This window comes from Streptomyces sp. V4I8 (assembly GCF_041261225.1).
In the GTDB taxonomy this organism is placed as follows: Bacteria; Actinomycetota; Actinomycetes; order Streptomycetales; family Streptomycetaceae; genus Streptomyces.
The window spans coordinates 9,691,315-9,714,736 of record NZ_JBGCCN010000001.1; the positions used below are offsets into that span (position 1 = coordinate 9,691,315).

17 protein-coding genes are annotated in these 23,422 nt (G+C 71.8%); 6 read left to right on the plus strand and 11 right to left on the minus strand.

The features are described from left to right. The first annotated feature begins 41 nt into the window (after positions 1-41). Positions 42-902, plus strand: a complete 861-nt coding sequence (locus ABIE67_RS44030; protein WP_370267197.1) for an NAD(P)H-binding protein — start codon at positions 42-44, stop codon at positions 900-902. A 90-nt stretch (positions 903-992) separates the two neighbouring features. Here ABIE67_RS44030 and ABIE67_RS44035 read toward each other — a convergent pair whose 3' ends face one another. Continuing rightward, positions 993-1,274 (minus strand): hypothetical protein, encoded by a 282-nt coding sequence (locus ABIE67_RS44035; protein ID WP_370267198.1) that lies wholly within the window; start codon positions 1,272-1,274, stop codon positions 993-995. A gap of 411 nt (positions 1,275-1,685) precedes the next feature. Between ABIE67_RS44035 and ABIE67_RS44040 the strand changes: the two genes are divergently transcribed. Genes ABIE67_RS44040 through ABIE67_RS44050 form a run of 3 tightly spaced genes read left to right on the plus strand, consistent with a single transcriptional unit; the run spans position 1,686 to position 13,578 of the window. After that, entirely contained in the window at positions 1,686-2,948 is a 1,263-nt protein-coding gene (locus tag ABIE67_RS44040) for an MFS transporter (RefSeq protein ID WP_370267199.1), read from the plus strand. Continuing rightward, the gene (locus ABIE67_RS44045; protein WP_370267200.1) at positions 2,945-6,292 is read left to right on the plus strand and encodes a type I polyketide synthase; all 3,348 of its coding nucleotides are present in this window, start codon (positions 2,945-2,947) and stop codon (positions 6,290-6,292) included. The genes ABIE67_RS44040 and ABIE67_RS44045 overlap by 4 nt, the downstream gene beginning before the upstream one ends. Further along, the gene (locus tag ABIE67_RS44050) at positions 6,289-13,578 is read left to right on the plus strand and encodes a MupA/Atu3671 family FMN-dependent luciferase-like monooxygenase (protein WP_370267202.1); all 7,290 of its coding nucleotides are present in this window, start codon (positions 6,289-6,291) and stop codon (positions 13,576-13,578) included. Before ABIE67_RS44045 ends, ABIE67_RS44050 begins: the two co-directional genes overlap by 4 nt. A gap of 3 nt (positions 13,579-13,581) precedes the next feature. Here the strand turns inward: ABIE67_RS44050 and ABIE67_RS44055 are convergent, their stop codons facing one another. Together ABIE67_RS44055 and ABIE67_RS44060 are read right to left on the minus strand one after the other, a co-directional pair. After that, positions 13,582-13,929 carry a hypothetical protein gene (locus ABIE67_RS44055; RefSeq protein ID WP_370267203.1) on the minus strand — a complete coding sequence of 116 codons (348 nt, stop codon included), beginning with the start codon at positions 13,927-13,929 and terminating at the stop codon, positions 13,582-13,584. 73 nt (positions 13,930-14,002) lie between these two features. After that, positions 14,003-14,962, minus strand: a complete 960-nt coding sequence (locus ABIE67_RS44060; protein WP_370267204.1) for a GlxA family transcriptional regulator — start codon at positions 14,960-14,962, stop codon at positions 14,003-14,005. Between the two features lie 156 nt (positions 14,963-15,118). On the opposite strand from ABIE67_RS44060, the gene ABIE67_RS44065 reads away from it, so the two are divergent. Both ABIE67_RS44065 and ABIE67_RS44070 read left to right on the plus strand, forming a co-directional pair. Beyond that, the gene (locus ABIE67_RS44065) at positions 15,119-15,580 is read left to right on the plus strand and encodes a DUF2269 family protein (protein ID WP_370267205.1); all 462 of its coding nucleotides are present in this window, start codon (positions 15,119-15,121) and stop codon (positions 15,578-15,580) included. 156 nt (positions 15,581-15,736) lie between these two features. Continuing rightward, positions 15,737-15,979: a hypothetical protein gene (locus ABIE67_RS44070; RefSeq protein WP_370267206.1), complete on the plus strand. Its 243-nt coding sequence runs from the start codon at positions 15,737-15,739 to the stop codon at positions 15,977-15,979. 6 nt (positions 15,980-15,985) lie between these two features. On the opposite strand, the gene tgmB is transcribed toward ABIE67_RS44070, so the two are convergent. The 8 genes from tgmB to ABIE67_RS44110 form a co-directional block, all read right to left on the minus strand. Continuing rightward, complete coding sequence (tgmB, locus tag ABIE67_RS44075; RefSeq protein WP_370267207.1) at positions 15,986-16,960, minus strand: ATP-grasp ribosomal peptide maturase; 975 nt, start codon at positions 16,958-16,960, stop codon at positions 15,986-15,988. A 16-nt stretch (positions 16,961-16,976) separates the two neighbouring features. Then, the gene (gene tgmA, locus ABIE67_RS44080; RefSeq protein WP_030052559.1) at positions 16,977-17,168 is read right to left on the minus strand and encodes a putative ATP-grasp-modified RiPP; all 192 of its coding nucleotides are present in this window, start codon (positions 17,166-17,168) and stop codon (positions 16,977-16,979) included. Positions 17,169-17,284: 116 nt separating this feature from the next. Beyond that, a complete protein-coding gene (locus tag ABIE67_RS44085) occupies positions 17,285-17,581 on the minus strand; it encodes a DUF1232 domain-containing protein (protein ID WP_370267209.1) in 297 nt (98 codons plus the stop codon). A gap of 286 nt (positions 17,582-17,867) precedes the next feature. Continuing rightward, positions 17,868-19,031, minus strand: coding sequence for a hypothetical protein (locus ABIE67_RS44090; protein ID WP_370267210.1), 1,164 nt, complete (start codon positions 19,029-19,031; stop codon positions 17,868-17,870). Between the two features lie 218 nt (positions 19,032-19,249). Next, positions 19,250-19,744 carry a lamin tail domain-containing protein gene (locus ABIE67_RS44095; protein ID WP_370267211.1) on the minus strand — a complete coding sequence of 165 codons (495 nt, stop codon included), beginning with the start codon at positions 19,742-19,744 and terminating at the stop codon, positions 19,250-19,252. Between the two features lie 102 nt (positions 19,745-19,846). After that, on the minus strand, positions 19,847-20,812 hold the full coding sequence (locus ABIE67_RS44100) for a DUF1152 domain-containing protein (protein ID WP_370267212.1): 966 nt from the start codon (positions 20,810-20,812) through the stop codon (positions 19,847-19,849). Positions 20,813-20,944: 132 nt separating this feature from the next. Beyond that, positions 20,945-22,309, minus strand: coding sequence for an FAD-dependent oxidoreductase (locus ABIE67_RS44105; RefSeq protein WP_370267213.1), 1,365 nt, complete (start codon positions 22,307-22,309; stop codon positions 20,945-20,947). A 204-nt stretch (positions 22,310-22,513) separates the two neighbouring features. Continuing rightward, the gene (locus tag ABIE67_RS44110; RefSeq protein ID WP_370267214.1) at positions 22,514-23,332 is read right to left on the minus strand and encodes a chitosanase; all 819 of its coding nucleotides are present in this window, start codon (positions 23,330-23,332) and stop codon (positions 22,514-22,516) included. Between the last annotated feature and the right edge of the window lie 90 nt (positions 23,333-23,422).

Here is a 23,422-nt window from a genome sequence, read left to right on the forward strand (position 1 = left end):
TGCGGACAGAAGCTGACCGCAAGCCTTCCTACGGTCGATCCATGACCCAGACGCAGAAGATCCTTGTCACCGGTGCCACCGGAACCGTCGGCCGCCAGGTCGTCGCCGAACTCCTCGCCCGCGGCCACGCGGTCCGCGCGCTCACCCGGGACGCCGCGCGGGCCGACCTCCCGGCCGGCGTCGAGGTCGTCCAGGGCGACCTGACCAAACCCGACGGCCTGGTCCCGGCCCTCGAAGGCGTGAGCGGCCTCCATCTGATCACCTTCGGCGGGCCCTACTTCACCCCGTTGGAGACCGGCCCGCGCATCCTGGAGCTCGCCCGCGCGGCCGGAGTGCGCCGGGTCACCGTGCTGCACGGTGGCGGGCCGTCCCTCCTGGAGGACGCCGTGCGGGCGGACGAGGGGGTGGCCTGGACCGTCCTCATGCCGGTCGAGTTCATGGCCAACGCCCTGGAGTGGGCGGACGGCGTCGTGACCTCGGGTGAGGTGCGGGAGCCGTTCGTCTCGCGGCTGAGCGCCATGGTCCACGAGGGCGACATCGGCGCCGTCGCCGCGGTCGCGCTCACCGAGGAGGGGCACGGCGGCCAGGAGTACGTGATCACCGGACCCGAACTGCTCACCGTCACCGACAAGGTGGCCGCGCTCGCCGCCGCCGGCGGCCGGGAGATCGCCCTGGTCGAGCTGACCGGGGACCAGGCCGTCGCGCGGTGGCGGGAGGCCGGCCACCCGGAGGAAGTGATCGGCTTCCTGCTGGAGGCGTACGGGAACACCCCGGAGGTGGGCCGTACGGTCGTCGACACCGTGGAGAAGGTCACCGGTCGCCCGGCCCGCACCTTCGGCCAGTGGGCCGCGGAACACGCGGACGCCTTCTCGGCGCGGCCTCGCGGGGCCGCCACGCCATAGCCTCCCGCCAGGCACGGTCCCGGCCCAGTCCCGGCCCGTAGTCCTGGCCCGCAGTCCCGGCCCGTCTCAGCACCCGTGTGGCGGCAAGGCCTACCGCCCTGCCGCCATCCGGGCCGCCGCGTCGTGGACCAGCTGTGCGTGCAGCTCGAACAACGCCACGAGGTCGACCGAGCCGCCGCCCACCTCGCGGTGCACGAACAGGCCGTCGGCGCCGGCGATGGCGTAGGTGGTGAGGGTGTGGACGGCGTCCTCGTCCAGGTCGGGGAACAGGGGCGTGGCCACTTCGGCGATCTCCAGGGCGGCGTCGAGGATGCGCCGGCGTGACTCCACCCCGTTCGCGCGCTTCCTGCGGGGCGTCTCCGTCCTGGTCATGGGGCCACTCCAATGGGAACGCCCCCTACAGCAGGAGGGGTCCTCGCCCGCGGCGGTGCTCAGCCGGCCAGGGTGCCCAGGACCCCGGGGCCCCGCACCCTCACGCCGCCCGGAGGAGTGTTCCGAACTCGCCAAATCCGGACCGGAAGTCGTCTGGACCTCCCCACGAGCCTTGAACCCGCCTGTCCGGGTCTGCTTGGGTGGCGGACCGACGGCCGCCGTCCGGCGGCCCGTAGGGGGAACGGTTCTTGTGCCGGGCAGGCAAGGGGGGAACGAACGCGCCTGCCCGCTCGGTGGCGGGGCGGCGGCCCGCCACCGAGCCGGAGTGCGCCCCGCCACTGAGCGGGCAGGCGGGCCAGGCGGCCCGGCCGCACATCACTCACACCCTTCATGCAGACCAGGGGAAGGTGCATGAGGTACTTCCGTCTGCTCGTCCTGGGCAACGGCATCTCGGCGTACGGCAGTTACCTGAACATGGTGGCGCTGAACGTCTTCGTCTACGACGCCACCGGCAGCGCGCCGGCCGCCGGCCTCTTCATGGCCGTACGCCTGGCGACGAACGTCGTCTCGGGCTGGGTGAGCGGCCGGCTCGTCTCGGTCCACGACCGCAAGCGTCTGATGGTCGGCGCCGACCTGTGCCAGGCCACGGCACTGCTGACTCTGCTGCTCGCACCGGACGGCACCCGCATCGGGCTGCTCTACGCTCTCGCGGTGGTCACGGGCGGCTGCTCGACCCTCTCCCAGGTGGCCCTGCGCAGCAGCATCCCGGAGATCGTCGGCGCGGAGCACCGCGTGCGCGCCAACGGGCTGCTGGTGACGGGGCGTTCGCTCGCCATGATCGCCGGGTTCGCCTCGTCGGGCGTGGTGGTGGCCGAGTTCGGCTACTCCACGGCGTTCGCGCTGGACGCCGCGACCTTCCTGGTCTCCGCGACGGTGCTGTTCCTGCTGCCCGTCCGCACCAGGGCGGCCGAGGACGCCGTCGGCGGCGGCTCCGCGGCAGCCTCCGGCGCCGCCCGCCGGACGGTCCGGGTGATGCTGGGGACGGCCCCGCTGCTGATGGCGATGATCGCGATCCGCGCGGTGGACGGGCTGGGCTCCTCCTCCCACAACGTCGCCCTGCCCCTCTACTCCAGCAGCCTGGACCCCGACCATCCGGCCACTTTCATCAGCCAGTTCTGGGCCACCTGGGCCATCGGCAACATCGTGGCCCAGCAGGTGATCGGCCGGGTCACCAAGAAGACCGGCCGGACCCCGGGGGAGCGGGCGTTCGCGCTCGGTGCGTGTGTGATGTCGGCCGGGTTCATCGTGGTGTTCAGCGGGCTGCCGACCGTGCCCGCCGTCATCGCAGCGCTCGTCGCCGGAGCCGCCGACGGGTTCACCGAGATCGTCTACGTGTCGCGGCTCCAGGCCGCCCCGGACGACCAGCGCGGCCGCCTCTTCGGGCTCTCCGCCTCGGCCGAGAACACCGGCTTCGGACTCGGCATGCTCGTGAGCGGCGCCCTGCTGGAGACGTTCTCGCCGCTCCAGGTGGTGGCCTCCTTCCACGGCCTCGCGATCGTCCTCTGCGCGGCCCTGCTCCTGCTGCTCCTCGGCCGGTGCGGAACCCGCGACCGCGCCGCTGAGGAAACGATTGGCCGGGACAACTCGGCAGTGCCGGAGGGACACGGCCGATGACCACGAGCGAACCCGACCCGCGGATGGCCGTCATCGGCATGGCCTTCCGGCTGCCCGGCGGTGACACGCCCGAGGAGTTCTGGCGTGTCATCCGCGACGGCACGGACTGCGTCAGCCGGTTCACGGAGGAGGAACTGGCCGCCGCCGGCGTCCCCGCCGAGGAGTACCGGGCCGCGGACTTCGTCGGAGCCTCCGGTGTGCTGGACGACATCGCGGGCTTCGACGCCCAGCACTTCGCGATGAGCGCCCGCGAGGCCCGCCTCACCGACCCCCAGCACCGCATGTTCCTGGAATGCGCCCAGCATGCCCTGGAGGACGCCGGCTACCCGGACGAACGGGACGGCACCCGCGTCGGCGTCTACGCCAGCACCGGATACCACCTGTACACCCTGCGGAACTACCTCCTCAACAACGTCCTGCCCAGCGAGGCCCCCTCCGACTGGACGGCGGGCATGCAGATCACGATCGGCAACCACGCCGACTTCACGGCCACCCGGGTCGCCTACCGGCTGGGCCTGACCGGGCCCGCCGTCAACGTCCAGACGGGCTGCTCCAGTTCACTGGTCGGCGTGCAGTGCGCCGCCCAGTCCCTGCTCATGGGCGACTGCGACATCGCCCTCGTCGGCGCCACCGCCGTCCATGTGCCGCAGGTCCTGGGCTACCGCCACGTCAAAGGCTCGATCCTCTCCAGAACCGGCCGCCTGCGGGCCTTCGACGCCGGGGCCGACGGCACCGTGGGAGGGACCGGCGTCCTGGCCGTCGTACTGAAACGGCTGGCCCGGGCCGTCGCCGACGGCGACACGATCCACGGGGTCGTCCGCGGCTGGGGCGTCACCAACGACGGCGCCGGCAAGTCGGCCTTCGCCGCCCCCAGCGCACCGGGCCAGCGGGCGGCCATCCGCCAGGCCCTGCGGCGCGCCGGCGTCGGCGCGGACACCATCGGCTACCTGGAGACCCACGGCACGGGCACGCTCAAGGGCGACCCGATCGAGTTCGACGGCGCGACCGGCGCCTACCGCGAGGACACCGACCGCACCGGCTACTGCGCCCTCGGCTCGACCAAGGCCAACATCGGCCATCTCGACGCGGCCTCCGGTCTCGCCGGACTCGTCAAGACCCTGCTGGTCCTGAAACACGGTGTCATCCCGCCGATGGCCAACTTCAGCGAGCCCAACCCCGCCCTCGACCTCGACCGCAGCCCCTTCTACATCCCCCGGACCGCCCTGCCCTGGCCCGGGACAGCCGTGCCCCGCCGCGCGGGCGTCACCTCACTCGGCGTCGGCGGCACCAACGTCCACCTGATCCTGGAGCAGGCCCCCGCCCCCGTGCCCCGGCCCGATGCCGCCGCCCCGCCGGACGTGCTCCTGGTGTCCGCGAGCTGCGAGGACGCGCTCGCGGACAACGCCCGTGCCCTCCGCGACCGGTTACGGCAGCCGCCCGCACCCCACTTGGCGGACCTCGTCTCCACCGCCGCCCTGGGCCGCGCCCACGGCCGCCACCGGCTCGCGGCCCGCGGCGCCACCCCGGCGGCCCTCGCCGACACCCTCGACGCCTGGCTCGCCAGGCGCGCCGGGGTGACGGTCATCGCGGGGACGACACCGCAGGAGGGCCCCGCCCGTGTCGCGTTCCAGTTCACCGGGCAGGGCAGCCAGTACCCGGGGATGGCCGGCCACCTCTACGAGCGTTTCCCCGCCGCACGTGAGGTGCTCGACGCCTGCGAGCACCACTACCGCGACCTGACCGGCGACTCACTCCTGGCCGCCCTGCGCGCGGACGACGTACCGGACGACGTACCGGTGGAGGGGCCGGCGGGTGGGGCGCGGCCGGGTGAGGGGCCGTTCTGGGGCACGGACACCGCGCAGCCCGCGTTGTTCGCCCTGCAGTGCGCCCTCGTCCGGCTCTGGCGGGACACGGGCATCGAGCCGTACGCGGTGACCGGGCACAGCGTCGGAGAGTACGCCGCGCTGTACGCGGCCGGAGCCCTGTCGCTCGACGACGGTCTCCGCCTCACCACCGAGCGCGGCCGGCTGATGCAACAGCGCTGCGCCCCCGGCGCGATGCTGGCGGCGGCGCTCGACCGGGAGGCCGCCCTCGCCCTGGCCCACGCGGTGCCCGGCCTGGAGGTCGCCGTGACCAACGGGGAGCGCGCCCAGGTGCTCGCCGGGCCCGTCGATGCCGTGGACCGGGCATGCGCCCTGCTGGAGGAGCGCGGCACCCCGGGGCAGCGGCTGACAGTGACCCGCGCCTTCCACACCGCCCTGATGGAACCCATGCTGGAGGAGTTCCGGAAGGTCCTCGACGACGTGTCCTTCCGGCCGGTGCGGATTCCGTTCGTCAGCGCCCTGGACGGAGTGACCCGGCCGCCCGGCTGGACCCCGGACGCCGACTACTTCCTACGGCACACCCGCGAGCCCGTCCGTTTCGACGAGGCCCTGCGCGGCATCGGCGCCCGACAACCCGACGTCCTGCTGGAGATCGGGCCGCACACCACCCTCAGCGGACTGGCCCGCCGTGCGCTGCCCGCCGTGCCGGCGCTGCCGTCCCTGCGGCGCGGCACCGGGCTCGGCTCGCTCTGGGGTGCGGCGGCGGGGCTGCACTGCGCGGGGGCGGACGTCGGCTGGCGGGTGCTGCTGGCCGGCAGCGGGGGCCGGCGCGTCCCGCTGCCCGGATACCGGTTCCAGCACAGGCACTACTGGACAGGGCCCGAGTTGACGGCCCGCAGCACAGGAACACCAGCGAGAAGGGGAGCCGAAGTGGTTCAGCAAGAGGAAGCGGTCGCGCGCGTACTCCACAGCGTCGTCGAGGCGACGGCCCGGCACCTCGGCGAGGATCCGTCGACGATCGTCGGTGACGCGTCCTTCTTCGACCTCGGCGCCGACTCGCTGCAGATGATCAGCGTGCTGCGGGAGCTGGAGCAGGAACACCAGGTCAAGGTCACGATGCGGCAGCTGTTCGAGGAGACGGGTACGCCGCGGCGGCTCGCGGAGTTCATCGTCGCCCGCATGCCGGGAGCGACGACCGCGACAGCGCCGGCCGAACCTCCGGCGGAGCGGGCCGAGTTGGCGGAGCGGATCGCGCCCAGGACCGCGGCTCCCGCTCCCGTCCCCGCCTCCGTCCCCGCCTCCGTCCCCGCTCCCGCCTCCGTCCCCGCTCCCGCCTCCGCCTCCGTCCCCGCTCCCGCTCTCGCTCCCGAGTTCGCCACCCGGGAGGAGCTGGAGGATCTCGCCCACAAGATCCAGCAGATGTCCCGGATCCAGCTCCAGATGATGTCCCAGCTCTCCCAGTTGCTCGCTCTCCAGACCGCCGCGGTCACGGACCGGCTCAACGGCAAGGTGGCCCAGTGAACGGACTGAACGGCATATCCGCCGCACTGGACCAGGACCTGGCGGCGATGACCGACCTCGCGCAGCGCATCGCCGAACAGATGGGCGGAGCGGCCGCCCCGGCCCCGGAGACACCGCACGTCCACGGCCCCCGGGTGACGGTCGCGAGAAGCTCCGGCATGGTGCGGGACGTCTCGCCGCACACCCAGCAGGCGCACCTGGCCGATCTCGTCCGCCGCTACACCGCCAGAACCCCGACCTCCAAGCGGATCGCCCAGCGCTACCGGCGCGTCCTGGCCGACAGCCGTGCCGTCGTCGGCTTCCGCAGCGGCACGAAGGAGATGCTGTACCCGATCGCGGGCCACCGGGCGAGCGGGGCGCGGCTCCAGGACGTCGACGGCAACGAGTACGTCGACATCACCATGGGCTTCGGCGTCCTCCTCTTCGGCCACGAGCCGGACTTCGTCACCGAGGCAGTCCGCGAGCACCTGTCCCGTGGCATCCAGCTCGGCCCGCGCAACGTCGAGACCGGCGAGGCGGCCGAACTCCTCGCCGAACTGACCGGCCTGGAGCGCGTGGCCTTCGCCAACTCCGGTACGGAGGCGAACTCCGCGGCCATCCGGCTCGCCCGCGCCGCCACCGGCCGCGACAAGATCGTCACCTTCCTCGGCGCCTATCACGGCCATGCCGACAACGTCCTCGGCCGTACCTCCGGCGCCGGCGCCGACCAGCTCACCGTGCCCGTCTCCCGAGGCATCCCGCAGGCCTCCGTCTCCGATCTGCTGGTACTCGACTACGGCAGCGACACCGCCCTGGAGACGATCGAGCGGCACGCCCACGACATCGCCGCGGTCGTCGTGGAGCCGGTGCAGAGCCGGCACCCCCGGCTGCAGCCGGTCGAGTTCGTACGCCGGCTGCGGGAGCTGACCCGCCGCCACGGCATCGTGCTGCTCTTCGACGAGATGCTGACCGGCTTCCGCCCCGCCCCGCGCGGCGCGCAGGAGCTGTACGGCGTCACACCGGACCTCGCCACCTACGGCAAGCTCCTCGGCGGCGGCTTCCCCATCGGGGCCATCGCCGGCCGCGCCGACATCATGGACGGCGTCGACGGCGGCCACTGGTCGTACGGCGACGACAGCTACCCGCCCGCCGACACCACGTTCTTCGGCGGTACGTACATCCAGCACCCGGTGTCGATGGTCGCCGCGCGCGCCGTGCTGGCCCACCTCAAGGAGCACAGCCCCCGCCTCCAGGAGCGGCTCAACGCGCGTACCGCCGAACTGGCCGCCACGCTCAACGGCTTCTTCGAGGCCGAGGAGTACCCGCTGCGGATGAGCCACTTCGGCTCCCAGTTCCGCTTCGAGCACCGCGCCGACATGGAGCTCCTCTACCACCACCTCATGCTGCGCGGTGTGCACGTCTGGGAGTGGCGCAACTTCTTCCTGTCCACCGCCCACTCGGACGGCGACCTCGAGTTCGTGGCGGGCGCGGTACGGGACTCGCTGCGCGAGCTGCGGTCGGCGGGGTTCTTCCCGGGCGGGCGAACCGTGGCGCCGAAGGCCGCGCCACCGAAACCGGCGCCGACGGCCTCCGATCCGGCTCCCGCCCCGGTGGCCTCCATGGCCTGGAACGCCGCCGCCGTCACCGAATCCCGGACGCGACCCGCGAGCGAGACCGCCGGGCACACCACCGACTTCAGCGTCTACTTCTTCGGCGACTATCCGCAGGACGCCTCGGCGCGCCGGCAGGGCCAGTACGAACTCCTGATGGACGTCGCCCGGTTCGCCGACCGGCACGGCTTCCACGCGCTCTGGATACCCGAGCGCCACTTCCACTCCTTCGGTGGCCTCTTCCCCAACCCGGCGGTGCTGGCCGCCGCGCTGTCCCGCGAGACCGAACGCATCCGCCTCAACGCGGGCTCCGTAGTCCTGCCGCTGCACGACCCGATCCGCGTCGCCGAGGAGTGGGCGATGGTCGACAACCTCTCCGGCGGGCGCGTCGGCATGGGTGTCGCGAGCGGCTGGAGCGCCAACGACTTCGTCTTCTTCCCCGACCGGTTCGGCCGGCACAAGGAGTTGATGTACGAACAGCTGGAGGACGTACGGAAGTTCTGGCGCGGAGACGCCCTGCGCCGGGCCGGCGGTGACGGCGAGACCGAGGTACGGCTCTTCCCGCGTCCGGTGCAGGACGCCCCGCCGATGTACACCGCGGTGGTCGGCAACCCGGCGTCGTACGAACTCGCCGCCCGGCACGACCTGGGCATCGTCACCAACCTGATGACCCAGAGCGTCGAACAGCTCGGCGAGAACATCGCCCGCTACCGGCGCGCCCGGGCCCGGCACGGCCTGGACCCGGACGCCGGGCGGGTCGCCGTCCTGCTGCACACCTACCTCGCGGACGACCACGACACCGCGCGGACCGAGGCGTACGAACCGCTGTCCCGCTATATGCGCGCGTCCCTGTCCGTGTTCAGCGGCGTCACGAACAGCCTCGGACACAGCATCGACCTGGCCGATCTGAGCGAGGACGACCTGGAGACGGTGTTCCGGCGGGCCTACGGCCGCTACTGCGACCAGCGTGCCCTGATCGGGACGGTGGACAGCGTCCGCCCCGTGGTGGACGCGGTGACGGCGGCGGGTGCCGACGAGATCGTCGCCCTCGTCGACTTCGGCGTCGCGCCGGGCGAGCTTCGTCAGGGCCTGCCACGCCTGGACGCGTTGCGCCGCCATTACAGGCAGCCATGCGCCGTCGGCTCGGCACGGGCTGTGGGCCACGTGCGGGCCCCCGCCCCCGCCGTACCCGCCTCCACCGACGCCCCCTTGTCACCCGGCCAGGAACGGATCTGGTTCCTGGAGCGCCTGCTGCCGGGCCGTACCGCCTACAACGAGATCAAGGCGATCCGCCTCGACGGCCCACTCGACGTACCCGCGCTGCGCACGGCGCTGCGCGGCCTCGTCGCCCGGCACGAGGGCCTTCGTACCGTCTTCCGGGAGATCGAAGGCGAGCCGCGCCAGGTGGTGCGGGCGGCCGCCGAGCCCGACTTCGAGGTCGTCGACGGCACCTGCACCGGTAGCACCAGCACCAGCACCAGCACCACGCTCCAGGACGTCCTCGCGGCCGAGAGCGCACGCCGTTTCGACCTCGCGGACGGTCCCCTGTTCGGTGCCCGGCTCGTCAGGCTCGCCGAGGCGGAGCATGTCCTCGTGCTGTCCCTGCACCACATCGTGGTCGACGCGGCCTCCGCGACCGTCCTGGCCCGCGACCTCTCCGCCCTCTACCGCGCCGAACGCGAGGGGACGCCCCCCGAACTGCCCACGCTCACCTGGAGCTACGCCGACCACGCCAGGGAACAGGCGGCGTCCGCGAACAGCCCCGAGGCCGACGAGGACCTGGCCTACTGGCGCCGCACCCTCGGCGGCGACCTGCCCGTCCTCGCCCTGCCCACCGACCGGCCGCGCCCGTCGACGATGACCTCCAACGGCCGGGCCGTCTTCCACACCCTCGACCCGGAACTCTCCCGTCGGCTGCGCGAGTTGAGCCGCACCAGCCGCAGCACCCTGTTCATGACCCTGCTCGCCGGGTACGCGGCGATGCTGCACCGGGTCACCGGGCAGACGGACCTCGTCGTCGGCACCCCGATCTCGGACCGTCCCGAGCGGGCCGGGGACCTGCTCGGCTTCTTCGTGAACACCCTGGCGCTGCGCCTGGACCTGTCCGGCGATCCCGCCTTCGGCACGTTGCTGGACCGGGTGCGCACGGTCGCCCTCGACGCGTACGACCACGCGCGTGTGCCCTTCGAAACGGTGGTGCGCGAGCTCGCCCCGCCCAGGGCCATCGACCGGACACCGGTGTTCCAGGCGTTCGCCGAGTACCAGCGCGCCGAGCCGTTCCGCTTCGACCTGCCCGGCATCGAGGCGACACCGATGGACGCGGGGCCGGACAAGTCGCTGACGGATCTGACCGTCTACTTCACCGACCAGCCGCACGGCGTCCGCTGCCATCTGGAGTACAACACCGACCTGTTCGACCAGGACACCGTCGAGCGGTTCTTCGCCACCTTCCGCGATCTGCTCGCGGCGGCGGTCGACGATCCCGAGGCACCGCTGTCCCGGCTCGCTCCGGCCGCGGTCGACGGTGCCCCGGTGCCGGCCGCCTGGCAGCACGGCACCTCCCGTCCGCTCGCGCGGACCACCGTCCACGAGCTCGTCGCCCGGCAGGCGGCCGCGCTGCCGGACAGCACCGCGGTGATCAGCGGCGACACCCGACTGACGTATCGGCAACTCGACGACCGGGCCCAGCGGTTGAGCGCCCTCCTGCGTGCACAGCAGCCCGCGGAAGGAGGTGAGGTCGCCCTGTGGCTGCCGCGCTCCGCCGACCTGGTCGTCGCCATGCTCGCCGTACTCAAGGCCGGCTGTGCCTATGTGCCGCTCGATCCGTCCCTGGGCCGGGTGCGTGCCGAGCAGATCATCGCCGAGTGCGGGGCCCGGATCGTGGTGTCGACCCAGGCCGAGGCGGCCACGCTGAAGCTGCCGGCGGGCGTGACCGTCGTGGCGCCGGACGCGACCGCACGCCACTCACCGCGCGCGACGTCACCTGCTGATGGCGACTCACCGTGCTGCGTCCTCTACACCTCCGGCAGCACCGGCACACCCAAAGGCGTCGTCCTCGCGCACCGCGGCGTCGTCGACCTGTGCGCGTGGCACCACCGGCGCTTCTCCTTCACCCCGGCCGACCGCGCCGCCGTCGTGTGCAGTCAGAGTTTCGACGCCTCGATCCTGGAGATCTGGCCGGCACTGACCGCGGGCGCGTCGGTCACCATCGGCGAGGAGGAGGTCCGCAGGGACCCGCTCGCCCTGGCCCGGTGGTATGCCGAGCAGGGCGTCACCTTCTCGTTCCTGCCCACGGCGCTGGGCGAACAACTGCTGCGGCTGCCGACGGCCGACCAGCCGCCCCTGCGTCATCTGCTGCTGGGCGGGGACGCACTGCGCACCCACCCGCGCCCCGAGGCGCCGTACGAGACGGTGAACGTGTACGGGCCGACCGAGATCACCGTGCTGTGCACGACGGAGAACGTCGCCCCCCAGGGTCAGGACCCCGCCCCGCCGATCGCGATCGGACGCCCGGTCGACAACGTACGGCTGAGCGTGCTCGACGAGTCGGGCGACCCGGTTCCCGTCGGCACGGTGGGGGAGTTGTACGTCGGCGGCCCAGGCGTGGCCCTCGGGTATCTGCACCGCCCCGAGCTCACCGCGGAGCGGTTCCCGCCGGACCCGTCCGGTGATCCGGATGCCCGCCGGTACCGCACCGGCGACCGCGTGCGCTGGACCGCCGACGGCAAGCTGGAGTTCTGCGGCCGGGCCGACGACCAGGTGAAGATCCGGGGCTTCCGGGTCGAGCCCGAGGAGGTGTCCCGGGTGCTCAACGCCCTCGACGTCGTGGGCGAGGCGGTCGTAGTGGCCCGGCGCAACGACCGCGGCGAGGCGTACCTCGCGGCCTACGCCGTTTCCGCCGCCCAAGCGCCCGACGATCGGCAGGCCCTGGCCGACCGGTTGGCGGAGGAACTCGCGGCCCGGCTGCCGGAGTACCTCGTGCCGCGCGCCTGGCGCGTCCTGCCCTCGCTTCCCCTGACGGGCAACGGCAAGCTGGACCGCTCCGCGCTCCCCGCCCCCGACCTCGTCACCACGGGACCGAGCCGCGGGCCGAGCAGTGAGGAGCCGGCCGCGGGCCTGCGCACCGACGTCGAGCGGCGCGTGCGGCAGCTGTGGGCGGCCGAGTTCGGGATCGACGCCGACGGCATCGCGGACGATGCCTCCTTCTTCGACCTGGGCGGTCACTCGATCACCGCGATGCGGCTGGTCAACCGCGTCCGCGAGGAGTTCGGCGCCGAGTACCCGATGCTGAGCTTCTACCAGGCCCCGACCCTGCGGGCCATGACGGCACACCTGGCGGGAGACGCCGGTGAAACGACGTCGAGTCAGCTCACCGGGGCCGACGACCGTCCGGGCACCGTCGAACGCCGGGCACCCGCCACGGCGCAACAGGCCCGCTTCGCCACCGTGCACGCCGACCATCTCCTCCCGCAGGTCTTCAACGTCGCCCTGCGGATCACCCTCACCGGTGACCTGGACGTGGCGGCCCTGCGCACCGCCCTGACCCGGCTCGTCGAGCGGCACGAGGGCCTGCGGACCCGACTCGCCCGCAGCGGGGACGGCTGGGAGCAGCAGGTGCTGCGGCCCGGGCAGGTGGAACTGCCCGTCGAGGACCTCACCGCACGGCCCGCGCCGGAACGCCGGTCCGCCCTGGAACGGGCCAGTGCCGAGGCGGCGGAGAGACCGGTCGACCCCACCGACGGGACACCGATGGCGCTGCGCCTCCTGCGGACCGGCGACAGCACCTGGGTCCTGCTCCTCGTCCTGCACCACTCCGCCTGCGACGGCTGGTCCGTCAGCCTGCTGCTGAAGGAACTGGCCGCGCTCTACGGCTCGGCCGTGACGGGTGAGCCGCACACCCTGCCGCCCGTGCGGTGCCAGCCCGTGGCGTACGCCCGATGGCAGCGGGAGCAGGCGGACGAGACCGCCGACGAACGGAAGGTGCGGTTTTGGCTGCGCGAACTCGACGGCGTGCCGTTCACCGTCGACCTGCCGCTGGACCGGCCCCGGCCGAAGGATCCGAGCGGACGGGGCGGCGCCGTGATGTTCACCGTGCCGGCCGGGACGCGGGCCGCCGTGGAACGGTTGGCGAGAGAGCGGGGGACGACCCCCTTCGTGGTCACGGCGGCTGCCCTGGGCCGGATGCTCGCGCAGAAGTCCGGGCAGGACCACGTCGTGTTCAACATCTCCTACGCCAACCGCGAGCGCCGCGCCTTCGAGTCGCTGCTGGCCTGCACGATCACCGGCTTCGCGCTGCCGGTACGGGACGGCGCCACCGGTTCCTTCGCCGCCCTGACGGACCAGGTCGCCCGTAGGACGGTGGAGTGCATGGACCGGGCCCTGCCGGTGCGCCGGATCGCCCCCGCGATGCGGGAGCGCACGGGCGTCGAGGTGCCGGACCGGCTGGACGTCGGCTTCGCCTACCAGAGCTCTCTTGAGACGGAGGTGGAACTGCCGGGGCTGACCACGGCGATCGAGGACCTCGCACCGGCCGCGTCCCGGACGGAGCTCACCTTCGGGCTCGTCCCGGCCGGGGACGAACTGAAGGGGTTCGTGGAGTACTCGGCCGACCTGTGGGACCGCGGCACGATCGAGGGCTGGACCCGCGACTACGTCGCCCTGCTGACGGAGGAGGTCGACGGGGCGCTCGGGCGTTGACGCTCACGCGGCGCTGCTGCTCCGGGGCATCCCGTGCCGGCAGGTCACGTCGTGCTCGCTGCCGAGGCTCGTCCACCAGCGTTCGCAGCACGCGGAGTCGAGCTCCGCCCGGACGATCGCCTCGGCGGCATCGCCCCCACGCCCGGTCCGCGCCACCAACTCCAGTAGCCAGCGCCGCTGTTCGCCGATCACGGTCTCCCGTACGACGGCGATGATCGGCACGATGCTGGCGGCGGCGAACAGACACGCGGCCCATGCGGGGCCGTACCGGACTTCGAGGACCGAGGTCCAGGCGAGCCCCGCGCTCGTGGCGATGTAGAGGGCGCAGAGGAAACGGCTGGAGCAGTTCATGGGAGTACACCGTCCTTGGGGAGGATCGATACCCCTTGTCCAACTGCTAACGGCCCGTGTGGACTCGGGTGATTTATTCCACCGTGACTGACGACGCCCCCTTGAACGCGGCCCGGTAGGCGAGCGGCGTGGTGCCGACCACCCGGCGGAAGCGCTCACGGAACGCCGTCGGTGACCCGAATCCCGCCTGCCGGGCGATCCGTTCGACCGGGTGGTCGCTGTTCTCCAGCAGATACTGGGCCCGTCGCACACGCGCCCGCAGCACCCACTGCAGGGGAGTGGTGCCGGTCTGCTCGCGGAACCGGCGGCTGAAGGTGCGCTCGCTCATCCCCGAGCGCACCGCCATCGCCCCCAGGGTGATCTCCCCGGCCAGATGGTCCTCGATCCACTCCAGCACCGGTTCGAGCTCCGAACCACGCGGTACGGGCGGGTGCTGGTGCACGATGAACTGCGCCTGCCCGCCCTCCCGTTCCAGCGGTACGACGGACAAGCGCGCCGTGTGCGCGGCCACGGCGGATCCCAGGTCCCGCCGGATCATGTGCAGGCAAAGGTCCAGCCCCGCGGCGGCTCCGGCGGAGGTGAGGATCTGCCCGTTGTCGACGTACAGCACGTCCGGCTCCACCCGGACGTCCGGGAAGCGCCGCGCCAGCTCGTCGGTGGCCATCCAGTGGGTGGTGGCGCGCAGCCCGTCCAGGAGTCCCGCCTCGGCCAGGACGAAGGCGCCTACACACACGGAGGCGATCCGCGTGCCGGCCTGCGCCGCCTGCCGCAGGGCCGTCACCACCCGTGGGGAGGGCGGTCCGGTCTCGTCGCAGCCCGGCACGATGATCGTGTCCGCGTCCGCCAGCCCGTCGAGCCCCCGGTCGATCCGCAGGGCGAACCCCTCGGTCGGCACCTCGGGCGACTCGGCGCACAGCCGGACCCGGTAGGGGCGGCGGCCGTCCGGCAGCCGGGTCCAGCCGAACATCTGGAAGGGCGTCGCCATGTCGAACGGCACCACGTTGTCGAGAACCAGGATCGCCACGGTGTGCATGCGGGACACCCTAGGCGGATTCCCGCCAGTGACATAAGGCCAGGTGGAGCAGGTGCGCCTAGGTGAGAGAGCAGTCAGAACGGTTGGCGGGAACCCGTTGGAAGCTGTCGTTTCAGCCCCTGTCCGAGCGCCCGTGAGATCCCTAGCGTGGGGCGCGTGACCAAGATCCTCCTCACTCTTCACGTCCTGGCCGCCATCGTCGCCGTCGGCCCCGTCACCGTCGCGGCCAGCATGTTCCCGCCGGCCGCGCGCCGCGTCCCGGCGACGGACGGCGCGGTGGCGGTGGGCACCGTCCGGCTGCTGCACCGCATCTGCCGTGTCTACGCGACCATCGGGGTGTCGGTCCCCGTCCTCGGCCTGGCCACCGCGCTGGCGATGGGCGTGCTGGGCAGCGGATGGCTCATCACCTCCATCGCCCTGACCGCCGCGGCCGCCGGGATCCTGATCGCCTTCGTCCTGCCCCGCCAGGAGGAACTCCTCGACCAACTGGGCGCCGAGAAGGCCGTCGAGCACGCGGCGACGGTCCGGCTCGCCATGTTCACCGGCATCTTCAACCTTCTGTGGGCGACCGTCACGGTCCTGATGATCGTCCGGCCCGGCTCGACGACGGGTGCCTGACGCGGTCGGCGGGCGGTGCCGCGACGGTGCCGTAGTGCCCGTGCGTCGGCCGTCAAGCGCTCTGGCAGAATTCGTACTTCAGTGTGCGTCGGCGCCTAGACTCGACAGCCGTGCCCAAATGCACACGGGGCCACGACATGAAAGGCGCGTTGACGGGTGTTCCAGGATTCCCCCATTTACGACCGGCTCATCGCGGAGCGCGGCGACATCCCCCTCCAGGTGCGCAGGGAGGCCGAACGCGTCAGCAGGGAAGTCGAGTTCGCCATGCAGCCGCTGCTGCAGTCCGGGCAGTCGCTGCTGCCGCCCGGCGGAGGCCACGCACCGGCCCCCGGACGGCCGGCGCCGCCCGCCCCGACCTGGCAGCGGGGCGCCCTGCCACCGGGGCCGCAGCAGCGCTGAGCCCGGTCAGGGAACCTTCGCGCTCTCCCCGTTGGCGTGCGGCCGCTCCCCGGAGGCGGGCCGGGCGAGCCACTCGGCGATGCTCAGCGATATCGGCTGGCCCGTGTCCACCTCGATGAACCCGAACTGGCCCGACTGGTTGCACTCCAGGAACCACCACGTCCCGTCGGCGTCCTCGACGAAGTCGAAGGCGCCGTAGGCGAGTTCCGCCTCCCGCATATAGGCGAGGACCGCCTCGGCGACGCGCGGTGCGACCTCGACCGGGTGCCACGGCGCGTCGGACGCGGCGAACCGGACGTCCACCTCGGCCTCGGCCCCGGTCACCTTGTCGGCGGCCAGCAACCGCTCGCCTACCACGGTGAGCCGGATGTCGGCCCGCTTGGCCACCCGCCGTTGCAGCAGGGTCGGCCCGAACGCGACGGCGGAGAAGTCCGCGTCCGGGGACACCCTGCTGGTCGGCACCGCCCGGGGCGGATCCTGCGGATGCGTACCGGACACCGGCTTGACCACCAGATCCGGATAGCGCGCGGCGAACTCGCGGGCGGCCTGCGGGAAGGACGTGATCAGCGTGGCGGGAACGGGCAGCCCGCACCGCTGCGCCAGCCGCAGCTGCCACGGTTTGTAGCGCGCCCGGCGGGCCGCGTCGGGGTGGTTCATCCAGCGCACGTCACAGCCCCGCAGGATGCCGTACAGCGCCTGCCCGGCCTCCTCCGTCAGCCAGGCCGAGGGCGTGGCGGCCCGCGCGGCCGCCGCTCCCGGCCTGCGCATCCATATCGACCGCAGCCCGGTGACGCTCACCAGGCGTCCCGCGGACGACAGATGGCCGCGGAAGGCACCGTGCACATACTCGCCCGACAGGGCGACCCCGTCGGTCAGGTCGGCGGGATCGAGCCGGACCACCGGAACGGCGGACGCGTTCAGGTGCACGACCACCATGTCCGCCGTCACGTCTTCTTCGTTCGTCACAATCAGGACGGTCATCGTCGGCGATCTGTGTTCAGTCGTCGAAGTGGGTCTTCGAGCCCGCCGTGGATGTCGTGGTCCCCAACTCCCGCAAGAGCGCGTGATCACCGGCGGCTATCCGCCCGTCACGCAGCACGTTCAACTGCAGACCGGAGTCGTAGACATACGCAGCGGTGACCTCCAACTCCGCTGCCGGCCGTGCATAGTTGAGCGCGAACGGTTGCATCGTCTCTCCCTCACAGGTGCTGCCGATCGAGCTTGGTCACCCCGTGGCGTCACTCGCCCCGCCGACGCACTTGGGCTTCCTCTTACTTAAACGAATCGAACGAGTGATTGGTTTCCTTACTTTCTGTAACCAACGGCGTCCGGCGGTCCCGCCTCGGGAGAGCGGCGCAGGGTACGCAGTGCCAGCAAGAGCACGCCGATGTCGTCCAGATACACCGGATCGGGCACCAGGTCGGCGGGCAGTACGAAGTACAGGACGGCACCCCAGAACACCCAGCGCGGCCCGGTCGGCAGCCCGGCGCGCCGCATCAGCCGCCGGGTCCGCACGAGCCGCACCAGCAACCGGACGGCCACGGCGAGCACGACGGCCGCCAGGACCACGGCGACGACGATCACCTCGGTGGTCGACCCCACGGACCCTCCTCCTGCCTACGGCGCGCACCGATGCGCACCTGCCGGTCGGATTCCCTCTTGCGGCGGGTGCATTGCATGGCGGCCGTCACTCGGCCGCACACCATCACTCGTCAGGACGGAAGACGCACGATCGGGCCGGTCACCTGCTCGGGCAGGCGCACGGCCCGTCCACCCACGCTCCGAAGCGAACCCGCCCGACGCAGTACACCCCGCCCACGGATCCGGCGCAGGCGCCCTACGCCCACGCTCCACGGCACGCGGTGCCGCTCCGCGCGGGGCCCGGGTACTAGCGGTCCACCGACTCCGGCTGCTCCTCGGCGGCCTCGGCCTCCGGTAGGTCGCCCGCGTCGGAGGAAGGCCTGCGGGTCCGGGCGGAGCTCTTGAGGCGTTCGAAGGTCCGGGTCAACTGCTGGAGCGGCGACGCCGCCGGGGAGGCCGGCGGCTGGGGCCGGGGCTCGGGTACGGCGTCGGCGGACTCCCGGTAGGCGGCCAGCGCGGCGTGCGCCTCTTCGGCGGCCTCCCGGTAGAGGTCGCGGGACTTGGTCATCGCGTCGAGCGCCTCGGCGTACATCGCCACGAGCTTGCGTTCCCGGTCGAGCTCCTCCTCCAGTGTCAGCAGCCGCCAGTCCTCACGCAGTGCGGTGACGGCCTCCTCGGCGCCGTCCGGCACCGGGCGCGGCAGCGCGGCGAACCGCGTCACGGCGTGGATGAGCTCGGCCGGCTCGGAGCCGTCCAGGAAGACGCTGCGTACGGCGAAGTCCTCCGCGGCGTAGTCCTCCGGTGACGGAGACCCGGGCAGCACCACGGCACCGCCGCGCGGCACCTCGACGCCGAACTCCCGCAGCGCCCAGTTCACGACGCGCAACTGGCTGGGCGCGGCACGGTGCTCGACCACCCGGTGCCGCAGGCTCGGCGGCAGCATCCCGGCCAGCGGCCGACGACCGCGCTGGTCAGTCGTCATGGCCTCGTGGACGACGACATGGATGTTCCAGCCGTCGCGCCCGGAGTCCCGCAGCACGCGCCGTACGGCCTTGTCGTCCGAGGGGAGAGGGTTGATGTCCGTCAGGCGCAGACCCGTGACCGTCTCGTGGTCCCAGGCCGCGTCCGGCTCCTGCGGCCAGAACATGGCGGCCGGCGACGGCCACCGCGGGTCCCACGGGGCCTCCGCCTCCGCGACCAGCACCCACTCCTGTCCAGTGCCGGAGCCCTGCTCGACGGTCAGCCGGGCGCGGACGGTCACCGACCCCGCGGCGCGCCATCGGGCCTCGAAGAGCCACTCCTGGGCGCCCTCGGTCTCGGGCAGCTCCAGAAAGTCGTCTATGGCCCGGCTCTCCTTGAGCTGCCGCAGACTGAGCCGGAGTACGTCTTCCGCGGCGGTCCCGGTGTGGCGGCCACGGGCCTGCCACACCGAAGGCGGGGTGGTGGGGCGGGTGCTGGAAGAGCTGGGCATGAGTCCATCTGCTGGGCGGGGGCATGTGCGCGTACCAGTATCGTCGCCGCAGGTAGCTACCCACCAGGTGGGGTCCGCACACGGGTGTGCGCGCCGCGCACCGGCCGACCGGTGCGCACTCGTGGCCCGCACCGCGTCCGGTCATCACAATGACTCGGTGAGCAGGACCCGCCCACCATCCGCATTGGGGTGGGTCCTGCTCATCGCCGAGTGCCCGCTCAGTTGTGGTACGTGATGTACCCGTTGCCGTCCCCGTCGTTCCCGCTCTTGGTGTAGGAGTGCGAATCCGCCCCGGCGCCCGAGGGCTTGTAGAGGTAGATCGAGTCCTTGTCGTTGTTCCACAGGAAGTTGCAGTTGTCGCGGTAGACGACGTTGTGCGTGTCGGAGTCGGTGCCGTTGCCGCCCCGGAGCTTCACATAGTCGCCGGGCTGGAGGTAGTGGTTCGCGGTGAACGTGAACCGGTTGCCGGTCTTGTCCTTCACGAGGTAGCCCTTGAGGTTGACCGTGGCACTCGACGAGTAGTTCTTGATCGTCAGGTACTCCTCGTCGGTGTTGCCGGTGGAGCAGCTGTTGGAGTCGCGGCCGGGGGCGTCGTACTGGATGCCCTTGATCTTCAGCGCGGACGAGTACTCGGTGGCCTGGGCCGGGCCGGCGGACAGTGCGGCGAGTGTGCCGACCGCGACGGCGGTTGTGGCGACAGTGCGTATGCGCATGGAGAAACATCCCCCCTGTATGGAGCTTCTGTGAAGATCAGGAGTGTATGCAGTTCATACGCCTGATGGGGGGACTTCACCGGAATGTGAGACAGGGGTTCGTCAGTGCGGGTAGGCCCGCGGTGGCCGCTGGCGCGGCAGCCCGTCGCGGAACTCCGCGATGACCGAGCTGATCTGGCGCATCAGCGCGGTGTTCTCGAGCCGGTCGAGATAGAGGTTGCGGCGAGCGAGGGCGGGGGCGTCGACGCAGAAGTACAGGGCCATCAGCGGATTGATGAACAGCTCGCTGTCCTTGGTCCGTTCGGTGAAGCGGACGTCGCCGAAGTCGCCGCGTACGGCGGCGGCGACGGAACCCTGGACGATGCTCGGGTGGTCCGGTGTGGCCCGCTGGGCGTGCTCGACCGCGTCCAGGAACAGGCTCCCCTCGCGGCTCTCGCGCGGCAGTGAGAACGTGCCGAGGTAGCCGCCCTCCCGGTCCAGCGCGGCCAGCTTCTCCAGCACCAGGGAGTGGTTGACCCCGTGGTAGGAGTCCACGCCGAACCCGAGACACGCCACCAGGCGCACCGGAACCTCGTCCAGCCCGGCCACGGCGGCCAGACTGGCCATGTCCTCCTCCGGTGTGCCCAGCCCGTGCTCGTCGCCGCGCATCAGGATGTCGGTCCCACCGTCCACCAGCACGATGGCGTCCACGCCGCCCAGATGCTCCAGGAGGGCCCGGTAGGCGTCCCTGAGGGGCTGGACGCCCGTGCGGGGAAACGCGTACACCGTGTCGGGCAGCTCCTGGAGGGCGAGCCAGCGTGCGAGGGCCCGTTCGGGGAAGTAGTCGCCGCGGATCGTGGTGTCCGGGCGTATCGCCGCGACGTCGTGGTCCACCCACACGTCGAGATCCAGCCCGTACAGCTCCGAGAAGGAAAGGTTGGCCAGATGGACCTCCTTGCCGGCCGCCCGCAGGGCGAGGGCGAGCGGCACACCGGCGTACACGTCGAATCCGCCGCCCGCACCGGCGACGAGCACCCGGCGCGCAGCGCGCAGCCGGGTGAAGAAAGGGGGCTCCAGAAGTGAGAACACCGGGGGGACGTTAACAGGGGGCGATCACCCCGGGGCCGTGAAAGCCGCGAGGGGGCCGAGGGCCGTGAAAGCCGGGAGAGGGCCGGGGGACGAACCCCCGGCCCTCTCCGTCACCGTGTCACCGTCGGCGGCTCAGGCGCCGCTCTCCCGGAGCATGTCCTCGCGCTCGACGATCTTCACGCGCTCACGGCCCTGCGGCTCGCCCAGCGCCTTCTCGGCGGCGTCGAGCTTGTACCAGCCGTCCCAGGTGGTGAAGCGGATCTCGCGCTCGGTGAGGAACGCCTCCACGGCCTCCGGCTCGGGCGAATCCGGCGTCTGCAGACGGCCGTTCGCGAAGTCGTCCAGGAGGTTCGACACCGTCTCGTTCGCGTCACCCTTGGTGTGGCCGATCAGGCCCACCGGACCGCGCCGGATCCAGCCGGTGACGTACGTCGACTGCAGGTGCTCGCCGGACTCCTGTATGACGCGGCCGCCCTCGTCCGGGACGGTGCCCGAGTCGATGTCCCAGGGCAGCTTGGGGAGTTTGTCGGAGAGGTAGCCGACGGCGCGGTAGACCGCGGTGACGTCCCAGTCCTTGAACTCACCGGTGCCCTTGACGTTGCCGGTGCCGTCGAGGGCGGTGCGCTCGGTGCGCAGGCCGACGACCTTGCCGTCCTCGCCGAGGATCTCCGAGGGCGACTCGAAGAAGTGCAGGAACAGCTTGTGCGGCCGGTCGCCGACGTCGCGGATCGCCCAGTTCTCCAGGGTCTTGGCGACCATGTCGGCCTGCTTGTTGCCGCGCCGGGTCTCGATCGAGCCCTCGTCGTAGTCGATGTCCTCGGGGTCGACGATGACCTCGATGTTGGGGGAGTGGTCCAGCTCGCGCAGCTCCATCGGGCTGAACTTCGCCTGCGCCGGGCCACGTCGGCCGAACACGTGGATCTCCACGGCCTTGTTGGCCTTCAGACCGTCGTAGACGTTCGCCGGGATCTCCGTCGGCAGCAGCTCGTCCGCCGTCTTGGCCAGGACACGGGCCACGTCGAGGGCGACATTGCCGACGCCGAGCACGGCGACCTTCTCCGCCTGAAGCGGCCAGGTGCGCGGCACGTCCGGGTGGCCGTCGTACCAGGACACGAAGTCCGCGGCGCCGTACGACCCGTCGAGCTCGATGCCCGGGATCGACAGCGCCCGGTCGGCCGTCGCACCGGTGGAGAAGATCACGGCGTCGTAGAACGCGCGCAGATCGTCCAGGTTGAGGTCGGTCGGGTAGTCGACGTTGCCGAAGAGGCGGATCTGCGGCTTGTCGAGCACCTGGTGGAGGGCCGTGATGATGCCCTTGATGCGGGGGTGGTCGGGCGCCACGCCGTAACGGATCAGGCCGAACGGCGCCGGCATGCGCTCGAAGAGGTCGATGGACACGCCGGGTTCGGCGGCCACGTCGGACTTGAGCAGGGCGTCGGCGGCGTAGATCCCGGCCGGGCCGGCTCCGACAATGGCTACCCGCAGGGGGCGGGGCATGATCAGGGTCCCTTCGAGCGGTGACAAGCGATCTCGTCGGGAAGCCTAAACTAAGGCAAGCCTAAGTCGGTACGCGGGTCCGCTCTATGAGCTCATAAATCTACTTTATGAGGTGTCGGGGCCGTGCCGGTGACTCTCTCATGCCGGACGGGAGGCGTGTACGACGAGGTCCGGCGCCCCGTTCTCCGGGGCGCCGGATGCCGCTCAGCCGATGTGGTAACTGTCCCCGTACACCTTCCAGTCGAGCGGCGGATCGAGGTCGAGGTTGCCCTCGCGCAGGAAGACCCGCTGGGCCGTGTCGACCCGGCTGGTGTCGCTGTGCGCCTCCTCCTGCTTCATCGCCCACACCCGCGCGTCCAGGAAGGCGTGCAGATAGGTGACTTCGTCGCCGCCCCGCGCCGGCGGCCGGGACCGGTTCAGGGCGCGCCTGCGGATGTTGCGGAAGCTGGTCGGGTCGGTGCCGTCGCCGTGCATGACGATGGCGTCGTAGTACGCGAACTGGCCCAGCACGCGCAGCCCGTCCGTCCTGCCCTGCCGCACGGCCGGGTTGAAGTACACCCGGTCGCGTTCGTGGTCCTGCGCCCGCCGGAACTCCTGGTCCTGCGCGGCCCGGGCCCAGTCGCGGGGAAAGCCCGGGTCGAGTCCGTCGTGCGAGTCGGTGCCGTTCACCCGGCGCAGTGCCGGGAGGTAGGGGGCGAGGACGTTGCCGGGGCGGCGGTCGGCGTACAGCTCGACCAGGTCGAGCATGTCGCCCGTGCCGGAGCAGAAGCCGATGATCCCGGCCGTGTAACCGCGGCCGTCACGGATGTCCTCGATGTACTTGTACTGCGCCTTCCAGTCGAGCGAGGAGTTCTCCGCGCTCGACACCAGCTGCATGGCGATCTCCTTCTTCGCCGGGTCGTCGAGTCCCGCCGCGGCGCAGAGCGCGGCGGCACGGGGGGAGTTGAGGAGTGGGGCTGACGCCAGGGACGCGCCGAACAGGGTGAGGAGAGTGCGGCGCGACGTGCGGGTGGGGTGCTTCACGGCGGCTCCAAGTGATGGTGGGGGGTGGGGAGTTGGCCGTAACGAACACTGATAGGAAAGTTTCCTACCAGAAGGTGGCCGTGAGAGGCA

Excerpts from the sequence above, each read along its gene's own strand:
- ABIE67_RS44095 (WP_370267211.1), bottom strand. The coding sequence starts at position 19,744 with ATGCGCATACGCACTGTCGCCACAACCGCCGTCGCGGTCGGCACACTC.
- ABIE67_RS44060 (WP_370267204.1), bottom strand. The coding sequence starts at position 14,962 with ATGCACACCGTGGCGATCCTGGTTCTCGACAACGTGGTGCCGTTCGAC.
- tgmA (WP_030052559.1), bottom strand. The coding sequence starts at position 17,168 with ATGCAACCGTTCGCGCTCAACTATGCACGGCCGGCAGCGGAGTTGGAG.
- ABIE67_RS44035 (WP_370267198.1), bottom strand. The coding sequence starts at position 1,274 with ATGACCAGGACGGAGACGCCCCGCAGGAAGCGCGCGAACGGGGTGGAG.
- tgmB (WP_370267207.1), bottom strand. The coding sequence starts at position 16,960 with ATGACCGTCCTGATTGTGACGAACGAAGAAGACGTGACGGCGGACATG.
- ABIE67_RS44055 (WP_370267203.1), bottom strand. The coding sequence starts at position 13,929 with ATGAACTGCTCCAGCCGTTTCCTCTGCGCCCTCTACATCGCCACGAGC.
- ABIE67_RS44045 (WP_370267200.1), top strand. The coding sequence starts at position 2,945 with ATGACCACGAGCGAACCCGACCCGCGGATGGCCGTCATCGGCATGGCC.
- ABIE67_RS44090 (WP_370267210.1), bottom strand. The coding sequence starts at position 19,031 with ATGCCCAGCTCTTCCAGCACCCGCCCCACCACCCCGCCTTCGGTGTGG.
- ABIE67_RS44040 (WP_370267199.1), top strand. The coding sequence starts at position 1,686 with ATGAGGTACTTCCGTCTGCTCGTCCTGGGCAACGGCATCTCGGCGTAC.
- ABIE67_RS44105 (WP_370267213.1), bottom strand. The coding sequence starts at position 22,309 with ATGCCCCGCCCCCTGCGGGTAGCCATTGTCGGAGCCGGCCCGGCCGGG.
- ABIE67_RS44030 (WP_370267197.1), top strand. The coding sequence starts at position 42 with ATGACCCAGACGCAGAAGATCCTTGTCACCGGTGCCACCGGAACCGTC.